Annotated in this window: 23 protein-coding genes; 8 read left to right on the top strand and 15 right to left on the bottom strand. The window is 74.2% G+C overall.

Going from position 1 to position 25,356, the window contains the following annotated elements; translation table 11 throughout:
- Positions 1–421: 421 nt before the first annotated feature.
- A complete protein-coding gene (mgrA, locus tag ABZY13_RS22360) occupies positions 422–1,414 on the bottom strand; it encodes an L-glyceraldehyde 3-phosphate reductase (protein ID WP_356633407.1) in 993 nt (330 codons plus the stop codon).
- Positions 1,415–1,520: 106 nt separating this feature from the next.
- On the opposite strand from mgrA, the gene ABZY13_RS22355 reads away from it, so the two are divergent.
- Positions 1,521–2,405, top strand: coding sequence for a LysR substrate-binding domain-containing protein (locus tag ABZY13_RS22355; protein WP_356633405.1), 885 nt, complete (start codon positions 1,521–1,523; stop codon positions 2,403–2,405).
- Between the two features lie 25 nt (positions 2,406–2,430).
- Positions 2,431–2,946: a DUF664 domain-containing protein gene (locus ABZY13_RS22350; protein WP_356633403.1), complete on the top strand. Its 516-nt coding sequence runs from the start codon at positions 2,431–2,433 to the stop codon at positions 2,944–2,946.
- On the opposite strand, the gene ABZY13_RS22345 is transcribed toward ABZY13_RS22350, so the two are convergent.
- The 5 genes from ABZY13_RS22345 to ABZY13_RS22325 all read right to left on the bottom strand — a co-directional run bounded on the left by ABZY13_RS22345 (position 2,910) and on the right by ABZY13_RS22325 (position 6,757).
- A complete protein-coding gene (locus ABZY13_RS22345) occupies positions 2,910–4,007 on the bottom strand; it encodes an adenosine deaminase (RefSeq protein WP_356633401.1) in 1,098 nt (365 codons plus the stop codon). The two genes, ABZY13_RS22350 and ABZY13_RS22345, sit on opposite strands and share 37 nt — an antisense overlap.
- A gap of 52 nt (positions 4,008–4,059) precedes the next feature.
- Positions 4,060–4,467, bottom strand: a complete 408-nt coding sequence (locus ABZY13_RS22340) for a VOC family protein (protein WP_356633399.1) — start codon at positions 4,465–4,467, stop codon at positions 4,060–4,062.
- A gap of 134 nt (positions 4,468–4,601) precedes the next feature.
- Positions 4,602–5,492, bottom strand: coding sequence for a glycoside hydrolase family 19 protein (locus ABZY13_RS22335; RefSeq protein ID WP_356633397.1), 891 nt, complete (start codon positions 5,490–5,492; stop codon positions 4,602–4,604).
- A 153-nt stretch (positions 5,493–5,645) separates the two neighbouring features.
- Positions 5,646–6,251, bottom strand: coding sequence for an NADPH-dependent FMN reductase (ssuE, locus tag ABZY13_RS22330; RefSeq protein WP_356633395.1), 606 nt, complete (start codon positions 6,249–6,251; stop codon positions 5,646–5,648).
- 335 nt (positions 6,252–6,586) lie between these two features.
- Positions 6,587–6,757 (bottom strand): hypothetical protein, encoded by a 171-nt coding sequence (locus ABZY13_RS22325; protein WP_356633393.1) that lies wholly within the window; start codon positions 6,755–6,757, stop codon positions 6,587–6,589.
- Between the two features lie 216 nt (positions 6,758–6,973).
- Between ABZY13_RS22325 and ABZY13_RS22320 the strand changes: the two genes are divergently transcribed.
- Complete coding sequence (locus ABZY13_RS22320) at positions 6,974–7,459, top strand: nucleoside deaminase (RefSeq protein WP_356633391.1); 486 nt, start codon at positions 6,974–6,976, stop codon at positions 7,457–7,459.
- A gap of 204 nt (positions 7,460–7,663) precedes the next feature.
- Here ABZY13_RS22320 and ABZY13_RS22315 read toward each other — a convergent pair whose 3' ends face one another.
- A complete protein-coding gene (locus ABZY13_RS22315; RefSeq protein ID WP_356633389.1) occupies positions 7,664–8,389 on the bottom strand; it encodes a chaplin in 726 nt (241 codons plus the stop codon).
- Positions 8,390–8,666: 277 nt separating this feature from the next.
- On the opposite strand from ABZY13_RS22315, the gene ABZY13_RS22310 reads away from it, so the two are divergent.
- Both ABZY13_RS22310 and ABZY13_RS22305 read left to right on the top strand, forming a co-directional pair.
- Positions 8,667–10,460: an alpha/beta hydrolase gene (locus ABZY13_RS22310; protein ID WP_356633387.1), complete on the top strand. Its 1,794-nt coding sequence runs from the start codon at positions 8,667–8,669 to the stop codon at positions 10,458–10,460.
- 107 nt (positions 10,461–10,567) lie between these two features.
- Positions 10,568–11,584 (top strand): Gfo/Idh/MocA family oxidoreductase, encoded by a 1,017-nt coding sequence (locus tag ABZY13_RS22305; RefSeq protein ID WP_356633385.1) that lies wholly within the window; start codon positions 10,568–10,570, stop codon positions 11,582–11,584.
- Positions 11,585–11,641: 57 nt separating this feature from the next.
- Here ABZY13_RS22305 and ABZY13_RS22300 read toward each other — a convergent pair whose 3' ends face one another.
- Positions 11,642–12,049, bottom strand: a complete 408-nt coding sequence (locus ABZY13_RS22300) for an SsgA family sporulation/cell division regulator (RefSeq protein ID WP_356633383.1) — start codon at positions 12,047–12,049, stop codon at positions 11,642–11,644.
- Positions 12,050–12,400: 351 nt separating this feature from the next.
- Here ABZY13_RS22300 and ABZY13_RS22295 point away from each other — a divergent pair, with 351 nt between their 5' ends.
- Positions 12,401–13,741 carry a SpoIIE family protein phosphatase gene (locus ABZY13_RS22295; protein ID WP_356633381.1) on the top strand — a complete coding sequence of 447 codons (1,341 nt, stop codon included), beginning with the start codon at positions 12,401–12,403 and terminating at the stop codon, positions 13,739–13,741.
- A 9-nt stretch (positions 13,742–13,750) separates the two neighbouring features.
- Here the strand turns inward: ABZY13_RS22295 and ABZY13_RS22290 are convergent, their stop codons facing one another.
- Positions 13,751–15,256, bottom strand: a complete 1,506-nt coding sequence (locus tag ABZY13_RS22290) for a hypothetical protein (protein WP_356633379.1) — start codon at positions 15,254–15,256, stop codon at positions 13,751–13,753.
- 232 nt (positions 15,257–15,488) lie between these two features.
- Here ABZY13_RS22290 and ABZY13_RS22285 point away from each other — a divergent pair, with 232 nt between their 5' ends.
- Together ABZY13_RS22285 and ABZY13_RS22280 are read left to right on the top strand one after the other, a co-directional pair.
- The gene (locus ABZY13_RS22285) at positions 15,489–16,667 is read left to right on the top strand and encodes an aminoglycoside phosphotransferase family protein (RefSeq protein WP_356633377.1); all 1,179 of its coding nucleotides are present in this window, start codon (positions 15,489–15,491) and stop codon (positions 16,665–16,667) included.
- 234 nt (positions 16,668–16,901) lie between these two features.
- Positions 16,902–18,884 carry an N-acetylmuramoyl-L-alanine amidase gene (locus ABZY13_RS22280; RefSeq protein ID WP_356633375.1) on the top strand — a complete coding sequence of 661 codons (1,983 nt, stop codon included), beginning with the start codon at positions 16,902–16,904 and terminating at the stop codon, positions 18,882–18,884.
- Between the two features lie 16 nt (positions 18,885–18,900).
- Here ABZY13_RS22280 and ABZY13_RS22275 read toward each other — a convergent pair whose 3' ends face one another.
- The 6 genes from ABZY13_RS22275 to ABZY13_RS22250 all read right to left on the bottom strand — a co-directional run bounded on the left by ABZY13_RS22275 (position 18,901) and on the right by ABZY13_RS22250 (position 25,347).
- A complete protein-coding gene (locus ABZY13_RS22275; RefSeq protein ID WP_356633373.1) occupies positions 18,901–19,398 on the bottom strand; it encodes a hypothetical protein in 498 nt (165 codons plus the stop codon).
- Between the two features lie 83 nt (positions 19,399–19,481).
- A complete protein-coding gene (locus ABZY13_RS22270) occupies positions 19,482–20,411 on the bottom strand; it encodes a universal stress protein (protein ID WP_356633371.1) in 930 nt (309 codons plus the stop codon).
- Between the two features lie 141 nt (positions 20,412–20,552).
- Entirely contained in the window at positions 20,553–20,795 is a 243-nt protein-coding gene (locus ABZY13_RS22265) for a DUF397 domain-containing protein (protein WP_356633369.1), read from the bottom strand.
- A 135-nt stretch (positions 20,796–20,930) separates the two neighbouring features.
- A complete protein-coding gene (locus ABZY13_RS22260; RefSeq protein ID WP_356633367.1) occupies positions 20,931–22,196 on the bottom strand; it encodes a hypothetical protein in 1,266 nt (421 codons plus the stop codon).
- Positions 22,193–23,707, bottom strand: a complete 1,515-nt coding sequence (locus ABZY13_RS22255) for an acyl-CoA synthetase (RefSeq protein WP_356633365.1) — start codon at positions 23,705–23,707, stop codon at positions 22,193–22,195. The genes ABZY13_RS22260 and ABZY13_RS22255 overlap by 4 nt, the downstream gene beginning before the upstream one ends.
- A 71-nt stretch (positions 23,708–23,778) precedes the next feature.
- On the bottom strand, positions 23,779–25,347 hold the full coding sequence (locus ABZY13_RS22250; RefSeq protein WP_356633363.1) for an NAD(P)/FAD-dependent oxidoreductase: 1,569 nt from the start codon (positions 25,345–25,347) through the stop codon (positions 23,779–23,781).
- Positions 25,348–25,356 lie beyond the last annotated feature (9 nt).

Raw genomic sequence — 25,356 nt, 5'->3', positions numbered from 1 at the left:
ATCACTGTCACCACGCCTTTTTGGCCAGTCTCCTGGCATATTCACCACGCGTATTGGCCGGAATTCCACGGGTGATGATCGCTGGCCGGGCGACCGGGATCACCGGCCGGGAAGGCACAAGGAGACGGAACGGAAAGGCGCACGCGGAATTCATAACACCCTCCGCAAAGCCGTGGCCAAGGGATGTTGGACATATCCCGGCGGTTTGTCGACGCTCGCGGACGCAATGGCGGCACTTCCGCGCGGCGATCGTCATGAATGCCGCGGATCGCGTCCTGGGCGCCCGGCCCGAGAGGGCGAGGACTCGCCGCCCGGCCGACGCGGGCGACCGGGGCCGGTGACAGCACGCAGGGCCGACCCCGGCGGGATCGGCCCTGCGTCGCCGGGAACGCGGCGCACCGCTGCCCCCGGACGGGGCGGTTTACGCCTTGACGACGGCGTCGATTCCGGACAGTTCCTCCGCGTCGAAATCCAGGTTGGCGGTCGCCGCCACGCTGTCCTCCAGCTGCCGGGCGCTGCTCGCGCCGACCAGGGCGGAGGTGACCCGGCCGCCGCGCAGGACCCAGGCCAGGGCCATCTGGGCCAGGGACTGGCCGCGGGCGGCGGCGATCTCGTTGAGGGCGCGCAGGCGGCCCACCAGTTCCTCGGTCACCGCGTCGGAGTTCAGGAACGGGCTGTCGCTCGCGGCGCGGGAGTCCTCGGGGATGCCGTCGAGGTAGCGGGCGGTGAGCAGGCCCTGCTCCAGCGGGGAGTAGGCGATGGACCCGACCTGGAGCTCGTCCAGCGCGTCGAGCAGGCCCTCCTCCTCCGGGCGCCGGTCGAGCATCGAGTAGCGGGGCTGGTGGATGAGGAGCGGGGTGCCGAGCCCGGCGAGGATGCGGGCCGCCTCCCGGGTCTGCTCCGGCGTGTAGTTCGAGACGCCCACGTACAGCGCCTTGCCCTGCTGCACCGCCGAGTGCAGGGCCCCCATCGTCTCCTCCAGCGGCGTCTCGGGGTCCGGCCGGTGGGAGTAGAAGATGTCGACGTACTCCAGACCCATCCGCCGCAGGCTCTGGTCGAGCGAGGACAGCAGGTACTTGCGCGAGCCCCACTCGCCGTACGGCCCGGGCCACATCAGGTAGCCGGCCTTGGTGGAGATCACCAGCTCGTCGCGGTACGGCGCGAAGTCGGACTTCAGCGCCTCGCCCAGCGCGGACTCGGCGGCGCCGGGCGGCGGGCCGTAGTTGTTGGCCAGGTCGAAGTGGGTGACCCCGAGGTCGAAGGCGCGGCGCAGGATGGCGCGCTGGGTCTCGACCGGCCGGTCGGGCCCGAAGTTGTGCCACAGACCGAGCGACAGCGCGGGCAGCTTCAGGCCGCTGCGTCCGGTGCGCCGGTAGGGCATGTCCGCGTAGCGGTCGGGGTGTGCGGTGTACAACGCGACTCCAGAGAGGTTGGCACGACAGACACACCACTGTGTCCCGACCGGCGGCAGCAGTCCAACAGAAGAATGCGATGGAATTCAGCGACTACGCTTCTCAGTCATGGAACTGCGCCATCTTCAGCACTTCGTCGCCGTGGCCGAGGACCAGCACTTCACCCGCGCGGCGGAACGGCTGCTGGTGTCCCAGTCCGGGCTCTCCGCCTCGATCCGCTCCCTGGAGCGGGAGCTCGGCACCGCCCTGTTCGTGCGCACGACCCGCAGGGTCACCCTCACCGAGGCGGGCCGCGCCCTGCTGGGCGAGGCCGAGCGCGTCCTGGCGCAGGTCCGCTCCGCCCACGAGGCGGTGGCCGCCGTGCAGGGCGTGCTGCGCGGCACCCTCGCGCTCGGCACCGAGCAGTGCATCGCCGGGGTGAACGTGGCCCGTCTGCTCGCCGCGTTCCGCCGCCGGCACCCGGACGTGGAGGTCCGGCTGCGCCAGGCGGGCTCCGGCGCGCTGGTCGAGGAGGTCGCCGCCGGACGCCTCGACCTCGCCTTCGCCGTGCGCATCGAGGAGGACACCGACCAGCTGCGCAGCGTGGCACTGGCCGGCGAGGCGATGACCGTGCTGTGCCATCCGGCGCACCCGCTCGCCGCCGAGGGCGCGCCCGTGACGCCGGAGGACCTGGGCGGCGAGGTCTTCGTCGACTTCCACCCCGACTGGGGCCCGCGCCGGATCACCGACGCCGCCTTCGCCGCGGCGGGCGTGCGGCGGTCCGTGGCGCTGGAGGTGAACGACGTGCACGGGCTGCTCGACCTGCTGGACGAGAACCTCGGCATCGCCGTCGTCCCCCACCACTTCCGGCACAAGCGGGCCTCGCTCACCGCGCTCCCCCTCAAGGGCGCCGGCGACGCCGTCTACGAGACCGTCGCCCTGCTGCCGCCCCCGCAGGCGACGAGCCCGGCGGCGCGGGCCCTGATGAAGCTGCTGGAGACGGGGAGCGCGTGAGCCGCCCCTGGGCCATGGTGGACGTATGCACGCGAAGGACATCCTCATCGACGGCTACGGCCGCATCCGGGAAGAGGTCCACGCCGTCCTCGACGGCCTGACCGCCGACGAACTGGCCGCCCGCCCCGGCCCGGACGCCAACCCGATCGCCTGGCTGGTGTGGCACCTGACCCGCGTCCAGGACGACCATGTCGCCGACGCCTTCGCACTGGAGCAGGTGTGGCTGTCGCAGGGCTGGGAGAAGCGCTTCGGCCTCGGCCTGCCCCGCCACGACACCGGGTACGGGCACACCTCGGCGAAGGTCGCCAAGGTGCGCGTCGGCTCCCCCGACCTGCTGACCGGCTACTACGACGCCGTCCACGAGCAGACGCTCGGGGCCCTGCGCGGCCTCGCCGCCAAGGACCTCGAACGCGTCGTCGACGAGAACTGGGACCCGCCGGTCACCCTCGGCGTCCGCCTGGTGAGCGTCCTGTCCGACGACCTCCAGCACGTGGGACAGGCCGCCTACGTGCGCGGGCTGCTGCCGAACGCGTCCGCGTAGCCGGGCAGGACGACGTCCTCGATCAGCGTCCTGCGCTCGTCGAACGGGATGAACGCGCTCTTGACGGCGTTCACGGTGACCGTGCGCAGGTCTTCGAGCGTCCAGTGCGCCTGCTCGACCAGCAGGGACATCTCGCGGGTCATCGTCGTGCCGGAGACCAGCCGGTTGTCGGTGTTGAGGGTGACGCGGAAGCCGAGGTCCTTCAGGGCCGTGATCGGGTGCTCGGCGATCGAGGCGGCGGCGCCCGTCTGCAGGTTGGACGTGGGGCACATCTCCAGCGCGATCCGCCGGTCGCGCACCCAGCCGGCGAGCCGCCCGAGCTTGCCCGCCGTGAGGTCGGGGATGTCGTCGGTGATGCGCACGCCGTGCCCGAGGCGCTGGGCGCCGCACACCTGCACCGCCTGGTGGATGCTGGGCAGCCCGTGCGCCTCGCCGGCGTGGATGGTGAACGGCACGTTCTCGTGGCGCAGGTGCTCGAAGGCGGCGAGGTGGTCGGCGGGCGGGAAGCCGTCCTCGGCGCCGGCGATGTCGAAGCCGACGACGCCGGAGTCGCGGTGGGCGACGGCGAGACCGGCGATCTCCCGGGTGCGGTCGAACATGCGCATCCCGCACAGCAGGGTGCGGACCCGCACGGGCGTCCCCGCGGCGGCGGCCTTCGCCATGCCGGCCGCGAGGCCCTCCTGGACGGTCTCGACCACCTCGGGCAGGGTCAGTCCGCCGCTGACCATCAGCTCGGGGGCGTAGCGCACCTCGCCGTAGACGACGCCGTCGGCCGCGAGGTCGAGCACGTACTCCTCGGCGGCCCGCAGCAGGCCCTCGCGGGTCTGCAGCACGGCGAGGGTGTGCTCGAAGGTGGCGATGTAGCGGACCAGGTCGCCGGAGCCGGCGGCGTCGACGTACCAGGCCGCGAGGGCTTCGGGGTCGGTGGTCGGCAGGGCGTGGCCGATCTCGGCCGCCAGCTCGATCAGCGTCGCGGGGCGCAGGGCGCCGTCGAGGTGGTCGTGCAGGACGGCCTTGGGCAGGCGGCGGAGGACGTTGGATTCTATGCGCGTAGATTTCATGGTGCGGTGTTCCTCGGCGAAGACGGTTCGACAGGGGTGGGCGGGGAGCCCGTCACCCGGCGGGCTGGAGCAGGTCCCAGGTGTTCCCGTACAGATCACGGAAGACGGCGACCGTGCCGTACGGCTCGCGCCGCGGCTCCTCCAGGAAGGTCACGCCGGCGGCGAGCATCCGGGCGTGGTCACGGGCGAAGTCGTCGGTGTGCAGGAAGAAGCCGACCCGGCCGCCGGTCTGGTCGCCGACCCTGGCCCGCTGGGCCTCTCCCTTGGCCCGCGCGAGCAGCAGCCCCGTACCGCCGCCGCCCGGTGCGCCCGCCGCACCGCCCGGCTCCACGACGACCCAGCGGGAGCCGTCGGGACGGGGGGCGTCCTCGGCGAGACGGAATCCGAGGGCTCCGGTGTAGAAGCGGATCGCCTCGTCGTAGTCGTCCACGACCAGGGTCACCAGGGCGACGCGGGACATCGGGGCCTTTCGGGGAGGGCTGATTGACGGGTGAGGTTATACGTAAAACGCGAGGCGCGCCAGTCCCCTCCCCAGGGACCGGCGCGCCCGTGCTCCCGCGACCTCGGCAGTGGGGGCCGCCGCCCGGCCCCGCCTCAGCAGTACAGGTTGCCGCCCGGCTGGACTCCGAGGATCTGGGTGAACTGCTGGTACTTGGTCACCCGGCTCTGCACCTGCGCCGGGTTCCTGCCGTCGCACTCCATCGAGCCGTTGATGGAGCGGATGGTCTGGCCGAAGCCGGCGCCGTTCACCATGGCGTTGTGCGGGGTCATGGTGCCGGGGCCGCTCTGGGTGTTCCAGTACCACAGGGCCGTCTTCCAGGCGATGGCGGCGTCGTTCTGCACCAGCCAGGGGTTGCCCAGCAGGTCGATGCCGAGCGCGTCGCCCGCGGCCTTGTAGTTGAAGTTCCAGCTGAGCTGGATCGGCCCGCGCCCGTAGTAGGCGGCCTGCCCGGCCGGACAGCCGTACGGCCGGCCCCAGTCGCAGTAGTGCGGGTAGTTGGCGGTGTTCTGCTCGACGACGTGCACCAGTCCGCCGGTCTCGTGGCTGACGTTGGCGAGGAAGGCGGCGGCCTCCTGCTTCTTCGTCGTGTCGCTGCCGGTGGTGGCGAAGCCGGGGTAGGCGCTGAGCGCGGCGGTCAGGCCGCGGTAGGTGTAGAAGGCGTTCCGGTTCGGGAACATCTGGTTGAACTGGGCCTCGCTGACCACGAACGTGCCCACGGGCGTGCCGGAACCGGTGTCGCAGGCGTACGGCTCCCAGTACCAGGTGCTGATGGTGGGGTCGTAGCCCGGGTTGTCGTGCTCGGCGATGTACGCCTTGCCGTCGGTGTAGCGGACGATGTCGCCGGTGCGGTAGGCCTTGCCGGCCACCCAGTTCGGGTAGCTGGAGCAGGCGGCGGCCGACGCCGTGCCGGCGGGGACGAGGACCGGGACGGCGGTGGAGAGGGCGATCGCGGCCACGACCGCGGAGATGCGGCGCCTCGACAAGGGGATCAACTCCTTCACGGGGGCACGGCCGCTCCTCGGACGAGGGCAGGGCGGAGCCGGCCTTCCGCGCGTGCCGGGCGAACCGGCCACGGCGTGAGGGGCGGCCGTGGTGGGGGGTGTGGAGGCACACTCAACCGCATTGGTATGTACCAGTCAAGGGTGTAGACCAGTCACCGACGACACGACCGCCCCCGCCCCGCTCGGCTCAACTCGCCGCCGGCAGCGCGGGCTTCGTCCCGAGCGCGGCCGGAACCGGTCCACGGCCCGTGCGAGCGCCTCGTCGGCGTGCGACGCGAGAGTGAGGGCGCCGTCGTCGTGCACGGTGATCTCCCTGTCGAGGGTGAACCGGCCCTGCACGACGTGCGCCGCGCCCATGGAGTTGAGGACGGCCCGCAGCGCGTAGTCGATGGCCAGGACGTGGGCGGTGGTGCCGCCGGTGGCGAGCGGCAGCACGGTCTTGCCGGCGAGGGCGTCCTGCGGGAGCAGGTCGAGCAGGGCCTCGAGGACTCCCGAGTACGACGCCTTGTGGACGGGCGTGCCGACGACGACGCCGTCGGCACGGGCGAAGAGTTCGGCGACCCGCACGATGTCCGGGCGCCGCACGTCCGCACCGAGCAGCGCCTCGGCGGGGACGGCGCGCACGCCGAGCGGGGCGGCCCGGTGGCCCTGTGCGGTGAGGCGCCGGTCCAGGTGGGGCAGGAGAAGCCCGGTGCGGGAGGAGGCGGAAGGGCTGCCGGAGACGGACAGGACGGTGGCCATGGGTCCTCTTTCCGGCCGGCCGGCTCACGGGGCGCCGGCGGATCCGCTCCGGGTTTCCGTGGCGCGCCGCACCGCAACAGGCGTGAAGCCGCGCCGGGTTCGGGCGCGGCGATCAGGGGGAGGAGTGCGGCCGACCGGTGCCGCGCAGCGGCTGCGGCGCGCGAGGGAGAACGCGGATCGGATCAGGCCGCGGTGCTACGGCCGGCGCTGGAGACGCGCGCGAGGTCGACGTGGCGTCGCCTCGTGAGGTCCGGTCGCAGGGTCATGCCGTCGATCGTGGCAGCGGCGGGCGAGAACCGTCGAGGAACACCCGGCGGTTCTCGCATCGCGGGACGTCACCGACCGTCGTCGTCCGGCCGCACCACCACGAGGAAGGCGTCCGACTCCAGATCCATCACCACGGTCGCGGGCTCGCCCTCGGCCCGTCGCCGCGCCGCGTACTCCTCCGCCGGCCACGATCCGCGCGGGGCCCCCGCAGGAAAACGCTCCAGCACCTTGGCACCCATGACGGCAGACACCTCCACCTCTCGGACAATCGGCATCTTTCCTGTCATGCGCCTGCCCCGGATGTGCCCGAGCATGTTCACCTCCCGTCCGTCAATACGACAATTCAGAGATCCCTCGTCCGGGGGAAGGCCGCCCGGCCACGGGGGTGGCGGCCCCTAGGCTGTGCCGCGACTGTCCGAGCCACGGGGCCGTAGGCCCGAGGGAAGGCCGCACTCATGGTGAAGTACGCCGAACTGCCGTATCTCCGCCGCTGCGTGGAGCTCGCACGGCACGCGTTCGAGGCCGGGGACGAGCCGTTCGGGGCGCTGCTGGCCGACGCGGAGGGGCGGGTGCGCGCCGAGGACCACAACCGGGTCGTCGCGTTCGGCGACCGCACCCGGCACCCGGAGTTCGAGCTGGCCCGGTGGGCGGCCGAGCACATGTCGCCCGAGGAACGGGCGGGCGCGACCGTCTACACGTCCGGTGAGCACTGCCCGATGTGCGCGGCGGCGCACGGCTGGGTCGGGCTCGGCCGGATCGTGTTCGTGGCGTCCTGCGAACAGTACGCGTACTGGCTGGACGAGCTGGGGGTGCCCGCCCCTCCGGTGCGCTCGTACCCGGCCAACGAGATCTCGCCCAGGGTCGTGGTGGAGGGACCGGTGCCCGAACTCGTCGAGGAGGTGCGGGAGTTGCACCACCGGTTCTACGCCGGCCGCATCTGAGCCGGCCTGCGGGGCGCGCGCCCGGCGCCAGGCGGGCCTGACGAAGGCCCACCGGCTCGGGAGGTCTGCCGGTGGGCCTTCGCGTCCGGTGGGCCTCGGCGTCGCGGTGCCGGGCGGACGCATCCGGCCGACGTGCCGGGTGGGCGCGTCGGCGTCCCGCATGGCGGGCGCAACACGCTCACGGCACCGGGCGGGCGCGTTCCGTCAGCGCGTCGCCCCGGGCCGGAAGCGGCGGAACAGCGCGGCGCCGCCGAGGACCGCGGCCGTCGCGCCGACGGCCGCGGGCAGCAGGGCGTCGGCGCCCGTCTCGGCGAGGGCGACCTCGGGCGCCGGGGCGTGCGGCTCCGGCGCCGCCGGGGCCGGGGGCGTCTTGGGCGGGGCGACCGGCTCGGGATCGGGTTCCGGCTCGGCGGGTCGCGCGGGACTGTCGGGGCCGTTCACGGATTCGTTGCCGACTGCCGGGTTGCCGATGCCGCCGACGTTCACCGAGTTCCCGGTGATGTTGACCGGGACGTCCACCGGGAGCTGTGCCGCGTTGCCCGAGAGCACGCCGGGCGAACCGGCCGCGAGGCCGTCCGCCGAGGCTCCGTCGGCGGGGGCGCCCGCACGGTCCCGTGCCGGGCCGTCCGCCGCGTGAGCGCCGGCGCCGCCCTCGCGCCCCGCGGCGTCCCCGCCGTCGTTGACGCAGCGGTTGCCCGCGGCGGGGTTGAGCAGACCCACCACGCTCACGGTGTTGCCGCACACGTTCACCGGGACGTGGAGCGGCACCTGGACGGTGTTGCCGGAGGCCGCACCGGGTGAACCGACGGCGGCGCCGTCCGCCGAGGCGCCGCCGTCCGCCGCCAGCGCGAGATGTGCGGGGAATGCCGCGGCCATCGCACCCGAGGCGACGGCGACGGCGAGCACACGGTTCCGGGTAGCCCGTTTCATGGGTCCCTGCCTTCCAGACGTCATCGCGGGCATTCGCCCGCATGGCGTAGAACGCGGACAGGGCCATCCGGGTTATGCCCGGCCGGTCTTTCACTCCTTCGAGTGGCCCGGCGTCGAACGGGCGTCGAGCCGGTCGAGCACGCGACCACACCGCGCCGCCGCACGTCACGCTCCGCAAGCGTCGCCCGCCGCCCGGAGGCGGGGCTTGCGGGGCCGACCTATCGTGATCGAGGGCGCCGGGCACCGGTCCGCAAACGGGGCGCCCCTGGAGGCATCGATGCTGGCCAAGCTGACGACGCGGCACGCGCTCCGGCGCTGCGCGGTCACCGGGGCCGCCGGTCTGGCCCTGCTGGGGGCCGGGCTGCCGGCGGCGGGCGACGGCCCGTCCGGCCCGTCGCCCGCCCTGGACCGTTTCTACCGCCAGAAGGTGGCCTGGGCGGCGTGCGACGGCATGGAGGCGCCCAGGGATCTGCAGTGCGGAAAGGTCGCCGTGCCCGTCGACTACGGCCGGCCGGGCGGCGCCACCCTCGAACTGGCCCTCGCCCGCTACCGGGCGACCGGCGACAAGCGGGGCTCGGTGGTGCTGAACTTCGGCGGCCCCGGCGGCCCGGGCGTTCCCGAACTCGCCTACGGCGGCGAGGACTTCATGGGCCTGACCGACAACTACGACGTGGTCGGCTTCGATCCGCGCGGCGTCGGCCGGTCCTCCCCGGTCAGCTGCGGCGACTCGTACGAGAGCCCTGACGTGCCCGACGCCGCCGACGAGGCCCTGCGCGATCCGGGGGCGGTGTTGCGGCAGTTGGAGAAGGCGGCCGACCGGTGCGCCCGGCACTCGGGGCCCGTGCTGCCGCACATAGGCACGGTGAACGCGGCGCGTGACCTCGACGTCATACGCCAGGCGCTCGGCGACGACCGGCTCAACTACCTCGGCTTCTCCTACGGCACCCGGCTCGGCGCCGTGTACGCGGCGCAGTTCCCGGACAGGGTGGGCCGGCTGGTGCTCGACGGCGTGGACACGCTGACCGAGCCGCTGGCCGAGCAGGGCCGGGCGAGCGCCGCCGGACAGCAGACGGCTCTGGAGGACTTCATCGACTGGTGCGTGCGGGACATCGCCTGCCCGTTCGGCCAGGACGCGCGCCGGGCGCGGGAGGAGGTGCTGCGGCTGGTCCGCTCGCTGGACGAGGACCCGGTGCCGACGGCGTTCAGCGGCGCCTTCACCGGCCAGGACCTGGTGGGCGCCATCGGGCAGGCGCTCTACAGCAAGGATCTGTGGCCCTCGCTGGAGCGGGCGCTGGCCTCGCTCGTCGAGGACGGGGACACCCGGCACGTCGAGGCCTTCGCGACCGGCGGCTTCGCGCTCCCGCACAAGGGCCGGGCGGGCGACGGGACGCGGGGCGGTGCGGGCGACCGGAGCCGGGACCGGGCCGGGCAGCAAACGGAGAACCGGGCCGGGCACCGCACGGAGGGCCTCGCCGGGGACCGGACGGAGAGCCGGCCCGGGGACCGCCCGCCCGGTCGGGTCGGATACCGCCCGGCGGAGCGCGCCGGGGACCGTTCGAAGGACCGGCCCGGGCCCTCCCCCACGCCCGGTGACGGCGCCCTGGTGGATCCCGAGGAGGTCCCCCTGGACAACCTGCCCGCGGCGCTGATGGCGATCAACTGCGCCGACGACCCGGACCGCCCCACGGCCGCGCAGATCACCCGGAACCTCGGCCGGCTGCGAGCCGAGTACGAGCAGGCTTCCCCGGTCTTCGGCCGCTATCGGCTCACGCAGGTGCTGATGTGCTACGGCCGCCCCAGGGGCACCGACTACATCCGGACCGAGGTGAAGGACCTCGACACCCCGCGGATGCTCCTCGTGGGCACCCGCGGCGACCCGGCGACGCCGTACCGCTGGACCGTGCAGACCGCGAAGCGGCTCGGCCCGTCGGCCGTGGTGCTGGACAACAAGGGCGAGGGGCACACCGGATACGCGTCGTCGGAGTGCGTGCAGCGCAAGGTCGACGCCTTCCTGCTCTACGGCTCCCTGCCGGACCGCGGCGGCTCGTGCGGCGCGGAGGAGGACGAGTGAACGGCGGCGGGACCACCCGCACGGCCGTCGGCGCGCCGCGTTGCTGACACCGCCCGCCACCTGCGCCTACGCTACGCCGGGACGGTCGGCGACGAGGGAGGGCGGGCGTGGGCGAACTGCTGGGCGTGGCGGTGCTGGGTGCCGGACACATGGGAGCCGACCACATACGCCGACTGGACCAAGTGGTGAGCGGTGCCAGGGTGGCCGCGGTGGCCGACCCGGACGTCGAGCGGGCGAAGGCGGCCGTGGCGGGGCTCGACGGGGTCACCGTGCACGGGGAGACGCAGGCCGCGCTGGACGCGCCGGGCGTGGGGGCGGTGCTGATCGCCTCGCCCGGTCCCGCGCACGAGGAGGCCCTGCTCGCGGCCTTCGCGCGGGCTCTGCCGGTGCTGTGCGAGAAGCCCATGGCGCCGGAACCGGCGGGCGCCCTGCGGGTGATGGAGGCGGAGGCGCGGCTGGGCCGGCGGCTGGCGCAGATCGGCTTCATGCGGCGCTACGACCGCGAGTACCGGCAGCTGAAGTCCCTGCTCGACGGCGGGCGGCTGGGGCGTGTGCTGATGCTGCACTGCGTCCACCGCAACGTCTCCTCGCCGCCCGGGTTCACCAGCGACATGCTGATCAGCAGTTCGGTGTCGCACGAGATCGACGCGGCCCGCTGGCTGCTCGGGCAGGAGCTGACGGCCGTGACGGTGCTGCGGCCCCGGGCCTGTGGGAGCGCACCCGAGGGGCTGCTGGACCCGCAGTTCGTGCTGTTCGAGACGGAGGGGGGCGCGCTGGTCGACGTGGAGGTCTTCGTCAACTGCGGCTTCGGCTACCAGGTCCGCTGCGAGGCCGTCTGCGAGGCGGGCAGCGTCCGGATCGGCGAGGACCGCGCCATGGTCGTCACGGCGGAGGGCGGCGCCCGGGAGGAGGTGGCGCGGGATTATCTCGTGCGGTTCGCGGACGCCTACGACCGCGAGGTGCAGGCCTGGGTCGACGCCGTGCGCCGGGGGCGGGTCACCGGGCCGAGCGCCTGGGACGGCTACGCGGCCGCCGCGGTCGCGGAGGCCGGGATACGGGCCCTGCACAGCGGTGCCCGCACGCCCGTGGAACTGGCCCCTCGCCCGGGGCTCTACGCGGGCTGACGCCCGGCTGTGCGCGAGCCGGCGCCGGGGACCCGCGTACGCGGGCGGCTCCGGCGCTCACACCGCGCCGAACAGGCTGATCAGCCCGCGGTCGACGGCTTCGCCGACGTCCTCCCGGCCGGGCTCCACCACCGCGTGGCTCGCCCGTACGAAGCCCCGCAGGGCGCCCGTGTCGAACTGGAGCAGGGCGAGCCCGTGTCCCGAGTGGAACTCGATGACCGTGCGGTCCGAGCCGCACGGCCAGACGTGGACGTCGCCGGCGCCGGCCGGGCCGCTCAGGCCGTCCTCCAGCAGGGAGCGGGCGAAGGTCCAGGTGACCCCGGCGCCGCCCAGGCACACCTCGGCGGGGAAGTCGATGTGCACGGCCAGCGGATCGGCGCAGGTGTAGCGGAGCGTCGCGGGGACGGGAAGCTCCTCGTCCAGCGCGGTGATGAGGCAGGCGAGTACGTACTGCTCGAGCGTCATGTTGTTAGGAGTCGGCAAGGGCCCTTCGCATACGCGCCACCGAGGGCAATATCTGTGAGCTGCGTCACATGAAGCCAGGGCTTTCCCCAGGGCGAACACATGCCCGTCGAACAGGTGACGCAGGCCCCCGAAACATCGAACGGTCCGTCAAGTCACGTACAAGCAGCAGGACTTGACGTTTTCCGCACAGGCCGCCCCGGTACGATACGACTACTCCGTGAAGACTGTGGCATATGCCAGAAGCACGGCCGCGTCGCGTGTTGCCAAACCTCTTACAGAGCGTCGCGCACTGTGCCACAGTCGTAACGGTCCCTCCTCGCCTTGGCCGTACCGTCTCCTTCGGAGTGCGACATGCCGTCCCATCTGTCCGCGGACCACCCCGCCGCCCCGCCGCCGGGACGCGGCGCGGTCGAAGCGCTGATCTCGCAGACCAGGCGGCTCAAGGGCGAGGTCCACGCCGTGCGGCGGGACACGCGCGGCGACGGATCGGACCCCCGGGACCGCTGGCAGCGGGCGCTGTACGACCTCGCCCTGCACCAGCTTCAGGACCTGGACGAGCACTTGGCGCAGCTGCGCGACGGCCCGTCCGCCGTCCCCGCGCAGGGCACGCTGCTCAGCCGCGTCGGCAGCGCCGAGTGGAACCTGCTCACCGACGAGGCCGGCTGGTCGGACGAGCTGTACGAGATCCTCGGCCGCGACCGGTCCGCTCCCCCGCTCTCCCTGGACGAACTGCCGTCGCTGGTGCTGGAGGAGGACCGGCCCCTGCTGACCGCGATGGTCACGGGCTGCCTGGTCGACGCCCGGCGCATCGACGGCGAGTTCCGGATCGTACGGCCGGACGGCGCCGTACGGACCGTGCACATGATGGGCGAGCCCGTGCTCGGAGCCGACGGCGGCACCGCCTCGATGTGGGCCGTGCTGCGGGACGTCAGCAAGCTGCGCCGCAGCCGGGAGGCGGTGAGCGAGACCCGTGACTCGCTCACCGCCCCGCCGCGCGCGCGGACCGGGCACGGGTCGGCGGTCGAACCGCGGGAGACCGCGCCCTCGCCGTGGCACGACCTCCTGCGGCTCCCGCACCCGGGCCCGAAGGGCCTTGACCTCGCCGCCGGCAGGCTGCCCTCGGCGACGGACGCGCCGGACGGCGACTGGTACGACGCGCTCGAACTGCCCGGCGGCGACACCCTGCTCGCCGTCGGCGGCCTCACCGGGCACGGCGCCACGACGGACTCCGGCACCGCGATGCTGCTGGGCGCCCTGCGCGGCATGGCGATGGCGGGCGGCCGGCCGGGACAGCTGATGGCCCGGCTCGGCCGGCTCCTCGACACCGCGGGCCGCGCCGTCTGCTGCCGCTATCTGCCGCGCACCCGCACCCTGGTGTGGGCGCAGGCCGCGGGCCCCGCCCCGCTGCTGTTCCGTGACGGGACGGGGCGTCGGCTGGACGCGCCGGACGGCGTCCCGCTCGGCGCCGGCCCCGACGCCGCCTACGGCGAGGCCGAGGAAACCCTCCGAACGGGCGATGTGTTATTGCTGCACACCGACGCGCCGAGCGCCGGACCCCAACTGCTCGGCCTCGGCCCGCGCCTCGCCGAGGCGCACACCGCGCAGGACTGCCTGCGGACGGTCGTGCGGGAGTGGGGCGGACCGGAGCGCGCGGACGGCGCCCGTGTGCTCGTCGCCAGGGTGACCTCGTAAGGGAACGGCCTACACCCGGCCGCTGCCGCCCTCCTTGCCCTTCGCGTTGCCCTTCGTGCGGGGCAACGCCAGTCTGATCTCCTCGCGCAGCTCCTGGATCCTGGGGTAGCTCGCGTACTGGGCGGTGAGCCGGTACATCTCGCGCAGCCGGTCCCAGGTGCGGCGTGAGGAGTTCTGCCCCATCGACACCAGGGCCAGGCGCGCGAACCGGTCCGCCTGTTCGGGGTCGTCCGCGATGAAGCACGCGGAGGCCATGGACAGGAAGTCGAAGATCTTCGACCGCTGCTGCGCCTCCACCCGCAGCGCCAGCGCCTTGTCGGCGAAGTGCTGGGCCTGCGCCGCGGCGTCCGGCTCGAACTCCGCGAGCGTGCGGTAGGCCAGGGCCTGCATGCCGTACAGGTCCGCCTCGTTGAACAGCTGCATCCAGTTCGGCGGCGGCACGTCCCCCCTGTCGGAGACGAAGAGGTCCTCCGCCCGGCCGAGGGTGCGGCGCATGGCCTGGCCCTTGCCCATGGACGCCTGCGCCCATGCCTCGATCGTGTGGAACATCGCCTGGGTGCGCGGCAGCAGCGCCGGGCCGGAGCCGGAGTGGGCGAGCTTCATCAGGTCGAGCGCCTCGTCCGGCCGGCCCAGGTGCACCATCTGGCGGGCCGCCCGGGAGAGCGCCTCGCCGGCCCGGGGCCGGTCGCCGCCCTCGCGCGCGGCGTGCGCGGCGATGACGAAGTACTTCTGCGCCGTGGGCTCCAGCCCGACGTCGTGCGACATCCAGCCCGCGAGGACGGCCAGGTTGGCCGCCACGCCCCACAGGCGCCGTTGGAGATGGGGAGGGTGACGGTAGGCGAGCATGCCGCCCACCTCGTTGAGCTGGCCCACGACCGCCTTGCGCTGGAGCCCCCCGCCGCGGGAGGCGTCCCAGGCCCGGAACACCTCGACCGAGGTCTCCAGTTCCTCGATCTCCTGCGATCCGATGGGGGCGGCCTCGTAGCGGTCGTACCCGGCGGGGTCGGCGTGCAGGGGGTCGTCGAGGAGGGGAGCGTCGGCAGCGAGGGCCGGATCGGTGTGCAGCCAGTCGTACATGGCAGTGCTGAGTGCTGATCCCGCGGCGAGCGCGGCACCCGCGCCCACCAAGCCGCGTCGGTTGAGCATGAGGTCCATTCCCGTGAATTCGGTGAGGACCGCGGCGGTCCGCTCGGGCGCCCACGGCACTCCGTCGGGATGCTCCGCACTCCCGCCGCCCTGCCGTTTCCCCGCACGCCCGGGCCGGACCAGACCGAGATCCTCGATGGTCACGACACGGCCGAGACGCTCGGTGAACAGAGCCGCCAGCACCCGTGGCACCGGATCGCGCGGGATCTCTCCCATGTCGATCCACCGCCGCACCCGCGAGGTGTCGGTCGCCAGCTGCGGATGGCCCATGGCCGCCGCCTGCCGGTTCACCAGTCTCGCGAGCTCCCCCTTGGACCAGCCGGCCAGGCCGAACAGGTCCGCGAGGCGGGTGTTGGGTTGTCCGCTCACGTAAGCCCCCAGGTTCTCGGCTGAGTTGACAGTAGCCCCGGGTGACTTGCCGGGCGACTATTCGCCAGGGTTCGCCAGGGTGCGCCAGATGGTGTGCCACCGGGCATCGGGTGTCGGGTAGGAACGCGCCACCCCGACCCGGTCGCCGAAGGACATTCCCCAGGGTGCTCCCGGGCGGCCGGGCCGGGGTCCGCACTGACGTCGCAGGCACACGAAGGGATCTGTATCGCCCATGTACGCAGCATCGTCCTCCGTGTCCGCACCGCCCCGCCCGCTACGCCCGCGCCCCTCCCAGGCGCCCGTCTCGCCCCGGACCGGCGACTCCCCCCTGCAGGGCGCGGGCGGCCCCTATCTCTCCCCCGGGCGGCCGCAGGTCACCGCCCTCGTGGGCGGCGGGCCACGGCGGGTCGCGGGGACGGGCACCCCACCGCTCAGCGGGCGGCTCGACCTGTCCGGCGCGCAGGGGGCCCAGCTGCGTACGGCGCTCGCCTCGGTCCAGCGGATCTGCCCGGAGTTCGCCCCGGTGCAGGTGCTGCGGCGCAGCGGACGGGCCGTGCTGCTGGTCGGGACCACCGGGCGCAGCACGGCGGTGGCCAAGTGCCTGGTGGACCAGTCCCCCGCCTGGGCCGAGCGGATCCGGCACGAGATAGCGGCATACCGCTCGTTCGTCCGGCACCGCCCGCCCGTGCGGGCGCCCCGGCTGATCGCTGCGGATCCGGAGAACGGCACGCTCGTGATCGAGCGGATGCCGGGACGGGTGGCCGCCCTCCAGCGGCACCCCGTGGAAGCCCCGCCGCGCGCCGACATCCGGGCGGCGCTGGGAGCGGTCCGCCGGCTGAACTCCTGGCGGCCCCCGGCGGGCACGTTCGACGCGCCGCTGGACTACGCGGCGCGCATCACCCGGTACCACGAGCTGGGGCTGCTCACCGACCGGGACCTGGGCGACCTCCAGAAGCTGCTGCACGGCATCGCGCACGCGGCGGGCCGGCAGGGCATGGGCCAGTTCTGCCACGGCGACGCGCTGCTGAACAACGTCCTGCTCTCCCCCGCCGGGCCGGTGCTGGTGGACTGGGAGCACGCCGGCTGGTACCTGCCGGGCTACGACCTGGCCACCCTGTGGTCGGTGCTCGGCGAGGCCCCGGCGGCGCGCCGGCACATCAGCCAGATCGCCCAGTCCGCGGGCCCGGCCTCGCGGGACGCGTTCCTGGTGAACCTGATGCTGGTGCTGACGCGGGAGATCCGTACGTACGAGACGGCCGTCCAGCGTTCGATGCGCGAGACGGCCCCGGCTCCGGCGGCCCACCCCGGCGCGGTGCCGACGGGCGAGGAACAGCGGCTGCTGCTGCGCCGGCTGCACGACGACTGCCAGCTGGCCCGGCGGGCGGTGCGCGCGGCGGTCGGGACCCGCTGACGGGACACGAGGGCCCGTGGCGCACCGCCCCGAAGGTGCGCCACGGGCCCTCGTCATGTCCCGTGCCCTGTGCGGCGGGCGTTCATTGGTGTACGCCACTGACGCCCCGCAGGCCGCGCCGACCCGGGAAAACGCCGGGGTGGTCGCATGATTGACGGATCGTCGGAGAGCCGGTAGCACTGACACGCCCGGCCCCGCACGGCTCATCGCGCCCGACCGTCACAGGAGGCTGCATTGCGAGGAACCGCCCACGACCCCAGCCGAGCCGGCGGAGCCCTCCGCGGGCGGCGCACCGCCGGCGCCGTGGCCTCGGCGGCGCTGCTGCTGCCCCTGCTCGGTGCCGCCCCGGCCGGATCGGCGCCGCCCGCCGCACCGGCGGGCGGGCTCCAGGCGGCGTTCGCCGCCGCTGCCGCCGCCTACGACGTGCCGCAGAGCGTGCTGCTGGGCGTCTCCTATCTCCAGTCCCGCTGGGACACGCATGGCAGCGCTGCCAGCGTGACCGGCGGCTACGGTCCGATGCACCTGACCGACGCCCGTACCGCCCTCGCCACCGCGCCGCCGCACCACAGCGAGGGGGAGGAGGATCCGCGCGGCGACGACGCCCGCACGCCGCTGCGTCCGGAGGCGGAACTGCCGGACACCGGTGAGCTGCCCGCGCGGCTGCGGACCCTGCCGAAGGCGGCCGAGGTGTCCGGGCTGAGCCCCGAGGCGCTGCGCACCGATCCCGCGGCCAATGTGGCGGGCGGCGCCGCGCTGCTGGCCGCCGCGCAGCGGGAGCTGGGCGAGCCGGCGAGCGACGATCCGGCGGACTGGTACGGGGCGGTGGCGCGTTTCTCCGGCGCGGACGACACCGCGACGGCGGCGGCGTACGCGGACGACGTGTACGACGTGATCCGCTCCGGCGAGGAGCGGATCACGGACAGCGGCGACCGGGTCGCCCTGCCCGCCCGCCCCGGCCTCGCCCCGGACACCGCCCAGTTGCGGCGCACGGGCCTGCGCGCGGCGTCCGCGGCGGGCACCGAGTGCCCGCCGACGGTGTCGTGCGAGTGGATCCCGGCCCCCTACGAGCAGTTCGGTGACGGTGACTACGGCAACCACGACCTGGGCGACCGGCCCGTCTCGCAGGACATCGACTACATCGTCGTGCACGACACGGAGGGCCGCTGGGAGGGCGTGCTGAGGATGGTCCAGGACCCGACGTACGTGTCCTGGCAGTACTCCCTGCGCTCCACCGACGGCCACATCGCCCAGCACGTCAAGGCGAAGGACGTGGCCTGGCACGCGGGGAACTGGTACGTCAACGCGAAGTCGATCGGCCTGGAGCACGAGGGCTTCCTGGCCTCGCCGGACGCCTGGTACACGGAGGCGATGTACCGCTCGTCGGCGCGGCTCGTGCGGTACCTGGCCCGGAAGTACGACATCCCGCTGGACCGGCAGCACATCCTCGGCCACGACACCGTGCCGGGGCCGACGACGGCGACGGTCCGCGGGATGCACACCGACCCGGGACCGTACTGGGACTGGCGGCACTACTTCGCCCTGCTGGGCCGGCCCCTGGTGCCCACGGCGGGCCCCGGCAGCGGTGTGGTGACGATCCGGCCGGACTACGCGTCGAACCGGCCGGAGTTCACCGGGTGCGCGACCGCCGGGCAGCCCTGCCCGGTGCACGGCTCCAGCGCGGTGCGGCTGTACTCGGGTCCCGGTGAGGGCTACCCGCTGATCAAGGACATCGGACTGCGACCGGGCGGCCAGGACTCGACGACCGGGGTCAACGACATCGGCTCGCGGGTCTCCACCGGGCAGCAGTACGCGGTGGCGGAGCGGTCCGGCGACTGGACGGCGATCTGGTACCTGGGCCAGAAGGCCTGGTTCGAGAACCCGGCCGCAAACCCGACCGCCGTCCCCGCCCGGGGCCGGGTGATCACGCCGAAGGAGGGGCTGGAGAGCGTCCCGGTGTACGGGCGCGCCTATCCGGAGGCGTCCGCCTATCCGGCGGGGGTGCCCGCGCAGTCGGTGTCGCCGCTGCCGTACAAACTGCTCGCCGGCCAGAAGTACGTCGCCGGGGAGAAGGTGCCGGGCGAGTACTACTACGCGGTCGCCTTCGACCCCGCCGGGCACCGGGTGGTGCGCGGCGACGACCTGTACTACCAAATCCAGTTCGGCCACCGGGTGGCGTTCGTCCGGGCCGCCGACGTCACGGTGACGACGGCCCGGTAGGCGCGGGCGGCGGGCCTCAGCCCTGCTGGAAAAGCTCCGCCGGGAGCGGCTTCAGCAGGGCGTACAGGTCGTCGGTGATGGGGCGGTCCCAGGCGGCGATGGTGACCAGGACGCTGTCGCTGCGGTCGAACTGCACGCAGGAGATCCGGCTCTCGGAGAGCTTCAGCCGGCGCACGATGAGCAGGTTGTCGCCCTGCATGACGGGCACGTCCTCGGTGCCGACGACGGTCACCTCCTCGTCGTTCTCCAGCGCCAGCAGCAGCTGGGCCACCTCGAAGGGGACCTGTCCGTCGGCGATCTCGCGGGCCGGGGAGCCCTCGGGCAGATTGCCGATGATCATGGCGGGACCGCGCCCGCCGAACAGGTCGTAGCGCAGGAAGACGCCCTGGCAGGTGCCGTCGGGGGCGGGCAGCAGACCCGCGCCCAGGTTGCCGGGCCAGTCGCCCGGGTCCATGGCCAGCACGTCGAAGTCGGGCCCGGCGGGAGTGGCGCTGCGGCGGCGGAGGAACGACATGCCGCCATGGTACGTGCCCACGGCCCGTCGGCGACGGCTGGGCAACCCCGCGGTCGGGGCGGGCACGGGTGCCGTGCGGCCGGTCAGTCCTCCGGCGGGGCCGGGGGCACGACGGCGACGGGACTGGCCGCGTGCAGCAGGACGGCGTGGGTGACCGAGCCCATCATGCGGGCGGGCGCGAGCAGCCGTCTGCGGTGCCGGCCGACGACGACCAGGTCGGCGTCCTGGGAGGCGGCGACGAGATGGCCGGCGGCGTCGCCGGGAGCGAGGTACGGCTCGGCGCGGACGTCGGGGTGGCGTGCGCGGTGCGGGGCGAGGAAGCCCTCGGCGAGGGCCCGGGTCTCGTCCTCGACCGCGCCCTGGTCGATCCCGGTCGGCACCGGCTCGCCCATGGTCCCGGCCCACACCTGCACCGGCCACGGATAGGCGGCCACGACCTGGAGGCGGGCGCCGCGCAGGGCCGCCTCGGCGAAGGCGAAGGCGAGCGCGGCGTCGTCGGGGCCGTCCGCGTTGAGGCCCACGACGACGCGGGGGCCGGGGCCGGTCGGCGGGGCGCCGAGGGGCCGGTCGACCTCGCGGCCGGGCCGGGGCACCACGACGACGGGGCACGCTGCGTCCCGGGCCGCGGCCAGGCCATTGGAGCCGAGCAGCAGCCGGGCGAAGCCGCCTCGTCCGCGGGAGCCGAGGACGAGCAGCTGTGCGTCGGCGCCCAGTTCGGGCAGCAGCGCCGCGGGCTGGCCCTCGGGGCCGAGGTACGCGACACCGCTCCCGCCGTCCGGCCGGTCCGCGCCGCGCCGCGCCAGGTGCTCGCGGGCGCGGGCCAGGACCGGGTCGTCCGCCGGTTCGGGCAGCGGGGCGACGCCGGTGCCGGCGGGGACCCGGACCGCGTACTGCCGCACGTGGACCACCCGCAGGGGGGCGCCGCGCCCGCGGGCGGCGTCGTACGCCCAGTCCAGCGCGCGCACGCTGTCGTCCGAACCGTCGAACGCCGCGATGACCGGCAGCGTGCTCATGGGTCCTCACCTCCGGAGGGCGGCCCGCCTGTTCCCGGGGTCAGCCTCGCTCAGACACCGCCCCGGGAGGCCATACGACATCGCGTGTCCGGAAAATCGGGGGGAACACCCCCGGATCGGCTCGCGGGCCGCGCGCGGGGCCTACGTCAGGTCGAACTCTCCTTCGCGCGCGCCGGAGACGAACGCGCCCCACTCGGCGGGGGTGAAGATCAGGGAGGGGCTCTCCGGGCGGCGGCTGTTGCGCATGGCGATGAAACCCTCGACAAAGGCGATCTGTACGTCCCCCAGGCCGCGGCTGCTGGACTGCCACTCGGCCTTGCTGAGGTCGAGTTCCGGCTTGTCCCAGCCCATGAGCGGCTTCTGCTGGGTGGTGCTGTCGGCCACGTCCGTGCTCCTCCCGGTTCGTCGTCCGCGGTCAGCCTAGCGACCGGTTCCCCGGGCGGACAGGCCGTGTGAGCGGCTCCCTCCCGGGCGCTCGGTCCGGCGGGCCGGCCCCGCCGGGTGCGGGTGCGCCGCCGGTCAGCGGCGCGGGGTGCCGCGCAGGGAGGCGAGGACGAGGCGGCCGTAGCGGGTGGTCAGGGCGGCCGTCGTGGCGGCCAGGGCGGCGAGGAGGGCGAGGACGAGGTGGCGGGGGTTCTCGTCGCCGAGGACCTGGAGGACGGACAGGGCGGTGCCCAGCGGCAGGCCGAGGATGGTGAGCACGCCGAGCGCCCCGGCGATCTGCCCGCTCTCGCGGGTCTGCACGATGCGGCTGTAGTCGGCGGCCTCGGCGAGGATGTCCGCGAACAGCTCGGGCAGGCGGTGGCGGGCCTGGAAGGCGCGCAGCAGGCCGTCGGCGGGTCCGTGCACGGTCTGGTGGCGCCGCCAGTGGGTGCTGCGGAAGACGGCGATGTTGCGTTCCAGGGCGAAGACGCGGCGGGCGAGTCCGGGGGCGCTGCCGAAGACCTGGGACAGTTCGTCGGTGAGGGCGTCGAGGTGGTCGCGCTGGACCATGCCGAGCAGCAGCGCGTCGAGGTGGACGGTACGGGCCTGGGCCAGGGCGAACCCGTAGAAGTCGCCCTCCCCGCGGTCGGGGCGGTGGCCCAGGAAGGCGGCCCCGTGCCGGTCGACGAGGGCGCTCCAGTCCGCCGAGATGCGGATCGCCTCGGCGGCGACGCGTTCGAGCCGCTGGGGCGGGGAGGGGTTGTCGTCCTCCGTGGCGCGGGCGGCCAGGGAGCGCAGCCAGCTGTCGGCGGAGGGCGGCAGTTCGCGGTCGGCGTCGCGCAGGGCGGCGGTGTGGTGGGCGGCGGGGGTGAAGAAGGCGACGGTGTAGGGGCGGGCGAGGGCGAAGGGGGCGGCCGGCGGGCGGGTGTCGGCCGCGTCGGCGAAGAGCACGGCCGGGTCGAGCGAGCCGGTCAGCGGGTCGGGGCCGGCTCCGGGGCGGTGGCCGATCGCGCGCAGTGTTTCCAGCAGGCGGGGCCCGGTGACGGTGAAGTGCAGGACGCCGAGGCCGCGCCGCGGCGCGCCGGGTGTCGCCGCGCGCAGCAGCTCCAGCCCTTCGAGGCGCAGCGCGCCCTCGGTCACGGACACCGTCCGGTGGCGCCGGTCGTCGTAGAGGGCGCGGGCGGCGGCCGGTGCGAAGTACCGGGCCCGGCGCTCACGGTCCCAGGCGCCCTGCCCGGCGCGGAAGGGCAGCGGCCCCGGCGTCCACCCGGTCTCCCGCGGGCCGCCGTCGGGCAGCGAGACGGGCAGCACGACGGTGACCGTCTGCCGTATTCCGGTGGCGCTGCTCAGCTCGCCGCTCAACCGGCGTTCCCCGCGCCGTCCGCGAGCCGGTCCCGCAGCTCCCTCTTGAGGATCTTGCCGCTGGCGTTGCGCGGCAGCTCCGGCACGAACACCACGCGCTTGGGCGCCTTGAACGGGGCGAGCCGCGTGCGGGCGTGCGCGATCAGCTCGGCCTCCGTGACCTCGCCGCGCGGCACGACGACGGCGGTGACGGCCTCGATCCAGCGTGCGTCGGGCAGGCCGACGACGGCTGCCTCGGCGACCGCCTCGTGCGTGTAGAGCGCGTCCTCGACCTGGCGGGAGGCGACCAGCACGCCACCGGAGTTGATGACGTCCTTGACCCGGTCGACGATGGTGAAGTAGCCGTCCGGGTCGCGCACCGCGAGGTCGCCGGAGTGGAACCAGCCGCCGCGGAAGGCCTCGGCGGTCTCCTCCGGCTTGTCCCAGTAGCCCTCGCACAGCTGCGGAGAGCGGTAGACGATCTCGCCGGGGGTGCCGTCGGGGACGTCGTCGCCGTTGTCGTCCACGACGCGTGCTTCGACGAACAGGACGGGCCTGCCGCAGGAGTCCATGCGGCCCTCGTGCTCGTCGGGGCCGAGGACGGTGGCCAGGGGGCCGATCTCGCTCTGGCCGAAGCAGTTGTAGAACGCGAGGTCCGGCAGGCGGGCGCGCAGCCGCTCCAGGACGGGCACCGGCATGATCGACGCCCCGTAGTAGGCCTTGCGCAGGCCGCCGAGGTCCCGGGTGGTGAAGTCGGCGCGCCGGGACAGGGCGATCCACACGGTGGGCGGTGCGAAGAGGCTGTCGACGCGTCCGGCCTCGATCAGGTCGAACAGGCGGTCGCCGTCGGGGGCGTCGAGGACGATGTTGGTCGCCCCGACGGCGAGGTAGGGCAGCAGGAAGACGTGCATCTGCGCGGAGTGGTACAGCGGCAGGGCGTGTGCGGGCAGGTCTCCGGCGGACAGGTCGAGGGCGGTGATGGCGCTGAGGTACTCGTGCACCAGGGCGCGGTGCGTCATCATCGCGCCCTTGGGCAGGGCGGTGGTGCCGGAGGTGTACAGCAGCTGCGCGAGGTCCTCGGCGCCGGGTTCGGGACCGTCGTACGGAGTGGCGTCCGGCAGTGCGGCCAGGAGCGAGCCGGCCGTGTCGCGCAGCGGCAGCACGGGCGTCCCGTCGGGCAGCCGGCCGGCCAGGCCGGGGTCGGCGAGGACCAGCGAGCTGCCCGACTGCCCGACGAGGTGGGCGAGCTCGTCGCCGGTGAGGTTCTGGTTGACCGGTACGTGCACCAGGCCGGCGCGGGCGCAGGCGAGGAAGCCGATGAGGTAGGCGTCGGAGTTGTGGCCGTAGGCGGCGACCCGGTCGCCGGGGGCCAGTCCCCGGCCGCGCAGCAGGCCCGCGGCGCGCGAGACGGCGTCGTCGAGTTCCTGGTAGGTCCAGCGGCGGTCGCGGTACTCGACCGCGAGGCGGGCCGGGGTGCGGCGGGCGCTGCGTCGCAGCAGGCCGTCGACCGTGCTGCCGTGTCCGGGCGTCATGGGACCCGATCCTCGGCGCCGCGCGGGACCATGGTCAAGGACCGCGGCGCCGACCGCTCTTTGACGGGTCGTCAGTCGGTGCTCGCCTCCAGTGCCGCCATCGCCGCGTTGTGCCCCGGCACCCCGCTCACCCCGCCGCCGCGCACCGCGCCCGCCCCGCACAGCCAGACGTTGGCGTGTTCGGTCTCCACGCCCCAGCGGCCGGCGCCCTCCTGGGCGTAGGGCCAGGAAAGGTCGCGGTGGAAGATGTTGCCGCCCGGGAGCCACAGGTCGCGCTCCAGGTCCAGCGGTGTCTTCGCCTCGATGCAGGGGCGGCCGTCGGCGTCGGTGGCCAGGCAGTCGGCGAGCGGTTCGGCCAGATGGGCGTCGAGCTGGGCGAGGGTGGACGCCAGGAGTTCCTCGCGCACGGCGTCGTTGTTCTCCCGGAAGAGGCGGGCGGGGGTGTGCAGGCCGAAGAGGGTGAGCGTCTGGTAGCCGCGGGCGGCGAGTCCGGGGCCGAGGACGGTCGGGTCGGTGAGCGAGTGGCAGTAGATCTCCGAGGGCGGCGTGCCGGGCAGTTCGCCGGCGGCGGCCTGGCGGTGGGCGGTGGCGAGCTGGCCGTAGCCCTCGGCGATGTGGAAGGTGCCGGCGAACGCCTCGCGCGGGTCGACGGAGGTGTCGCGCAGCCCGGGCAGCCGGCGCAGCAGCATGTTGACCTTCAGCTGGGCGCCCTCGGCCGGTTCGGGCGGCGCCGCGCCGGTGAGCGCGGCGAGCTGCTGCGGGGAGGCGCCCACCAGGACGTGCCGGGCGGCGACGGCGCCCTGTCCCTCGGGCGTGCGGTAGAGGACCTCGGCGTGCCGTCCGTCGGTGTCGACGCGCAGGGCCTCGTGCCCGGTGGCGATGACGGCGCCGGCGTCGCGGGCGGCGGCGGCCAGCGCGTCGGTGAGGGCGCCCATGCCGCCGACGGGGACGTCCCAGGCGCCGGTGCCGCCGCCGATGACGTGGTAGAGGAAGCAGCGGTTCTGCTTGAGGGAGGGGTCGTGGGCGTCGGCGAAGGTGCCGATGAGCGCGTCGGTGAGGACGACGCCGCGGACCAGGTCGTCGGTGAAGTGCTCCTCGACGGCGACGCCGATCGGTTCCTCGAACAGCGCGCGCCAGACCTGTTCGTCGTCGATGCGGCGGCGCAGTTCCTCGCGGGTGGGCAGCGGCTCGGTGAGCGTGGGGAAGACCCGTTCGGCGACGTGGGCGGTGGCGCCGTAGAAGCGCCGCCAGGCCGTGTACTCCCGCTCGCCGCCGGTCAGCCGCGCGAACGCCTCCCGGGTGCGGGCCTCGCCGCCGCCGACGAGCAGTCCGGTGGGCCGGCCGTCGCGTTCGGCGGGGGTGTACGAGGAGACGGTGCGGGTGCGGACCCGGAAGTCCAGGCCGAGGTCGGTGACGATCTTGCGAGGCAGCAGGCTGACCAGGTACGAGTAGCGCGACAGCCGGGCGTCGACGCCGGGGAAGGGCCGCGTGGAGACGGCCGCCCCGCCGGTGTGGTCGAGCCGTTCCAGCACCAGCACCGACCGTCCGGCGCGGGCCAGGTAGGCGGCGGCGACCAGGCCGTTGTGTCCGCCGCCGACGATGACGGCGTCGTAGCGCCGGTGGTCCTCGTGTACGGGCATGTCCCTTGG

The sequence above is a fragment of the Streptomyces sp. NPDC006610 genome, assembly GCF_040611575.1.
Classification (GTDB): Bacteria; Actinomycetota; Actinomycetes; order Streptomycetales; family Streptomycetaceae; genus Streptomyces.
Note: the sequence above shows the minus strand (reverse complement) of the source record. Positions and strands in the feature narration are given on the sequence as shown.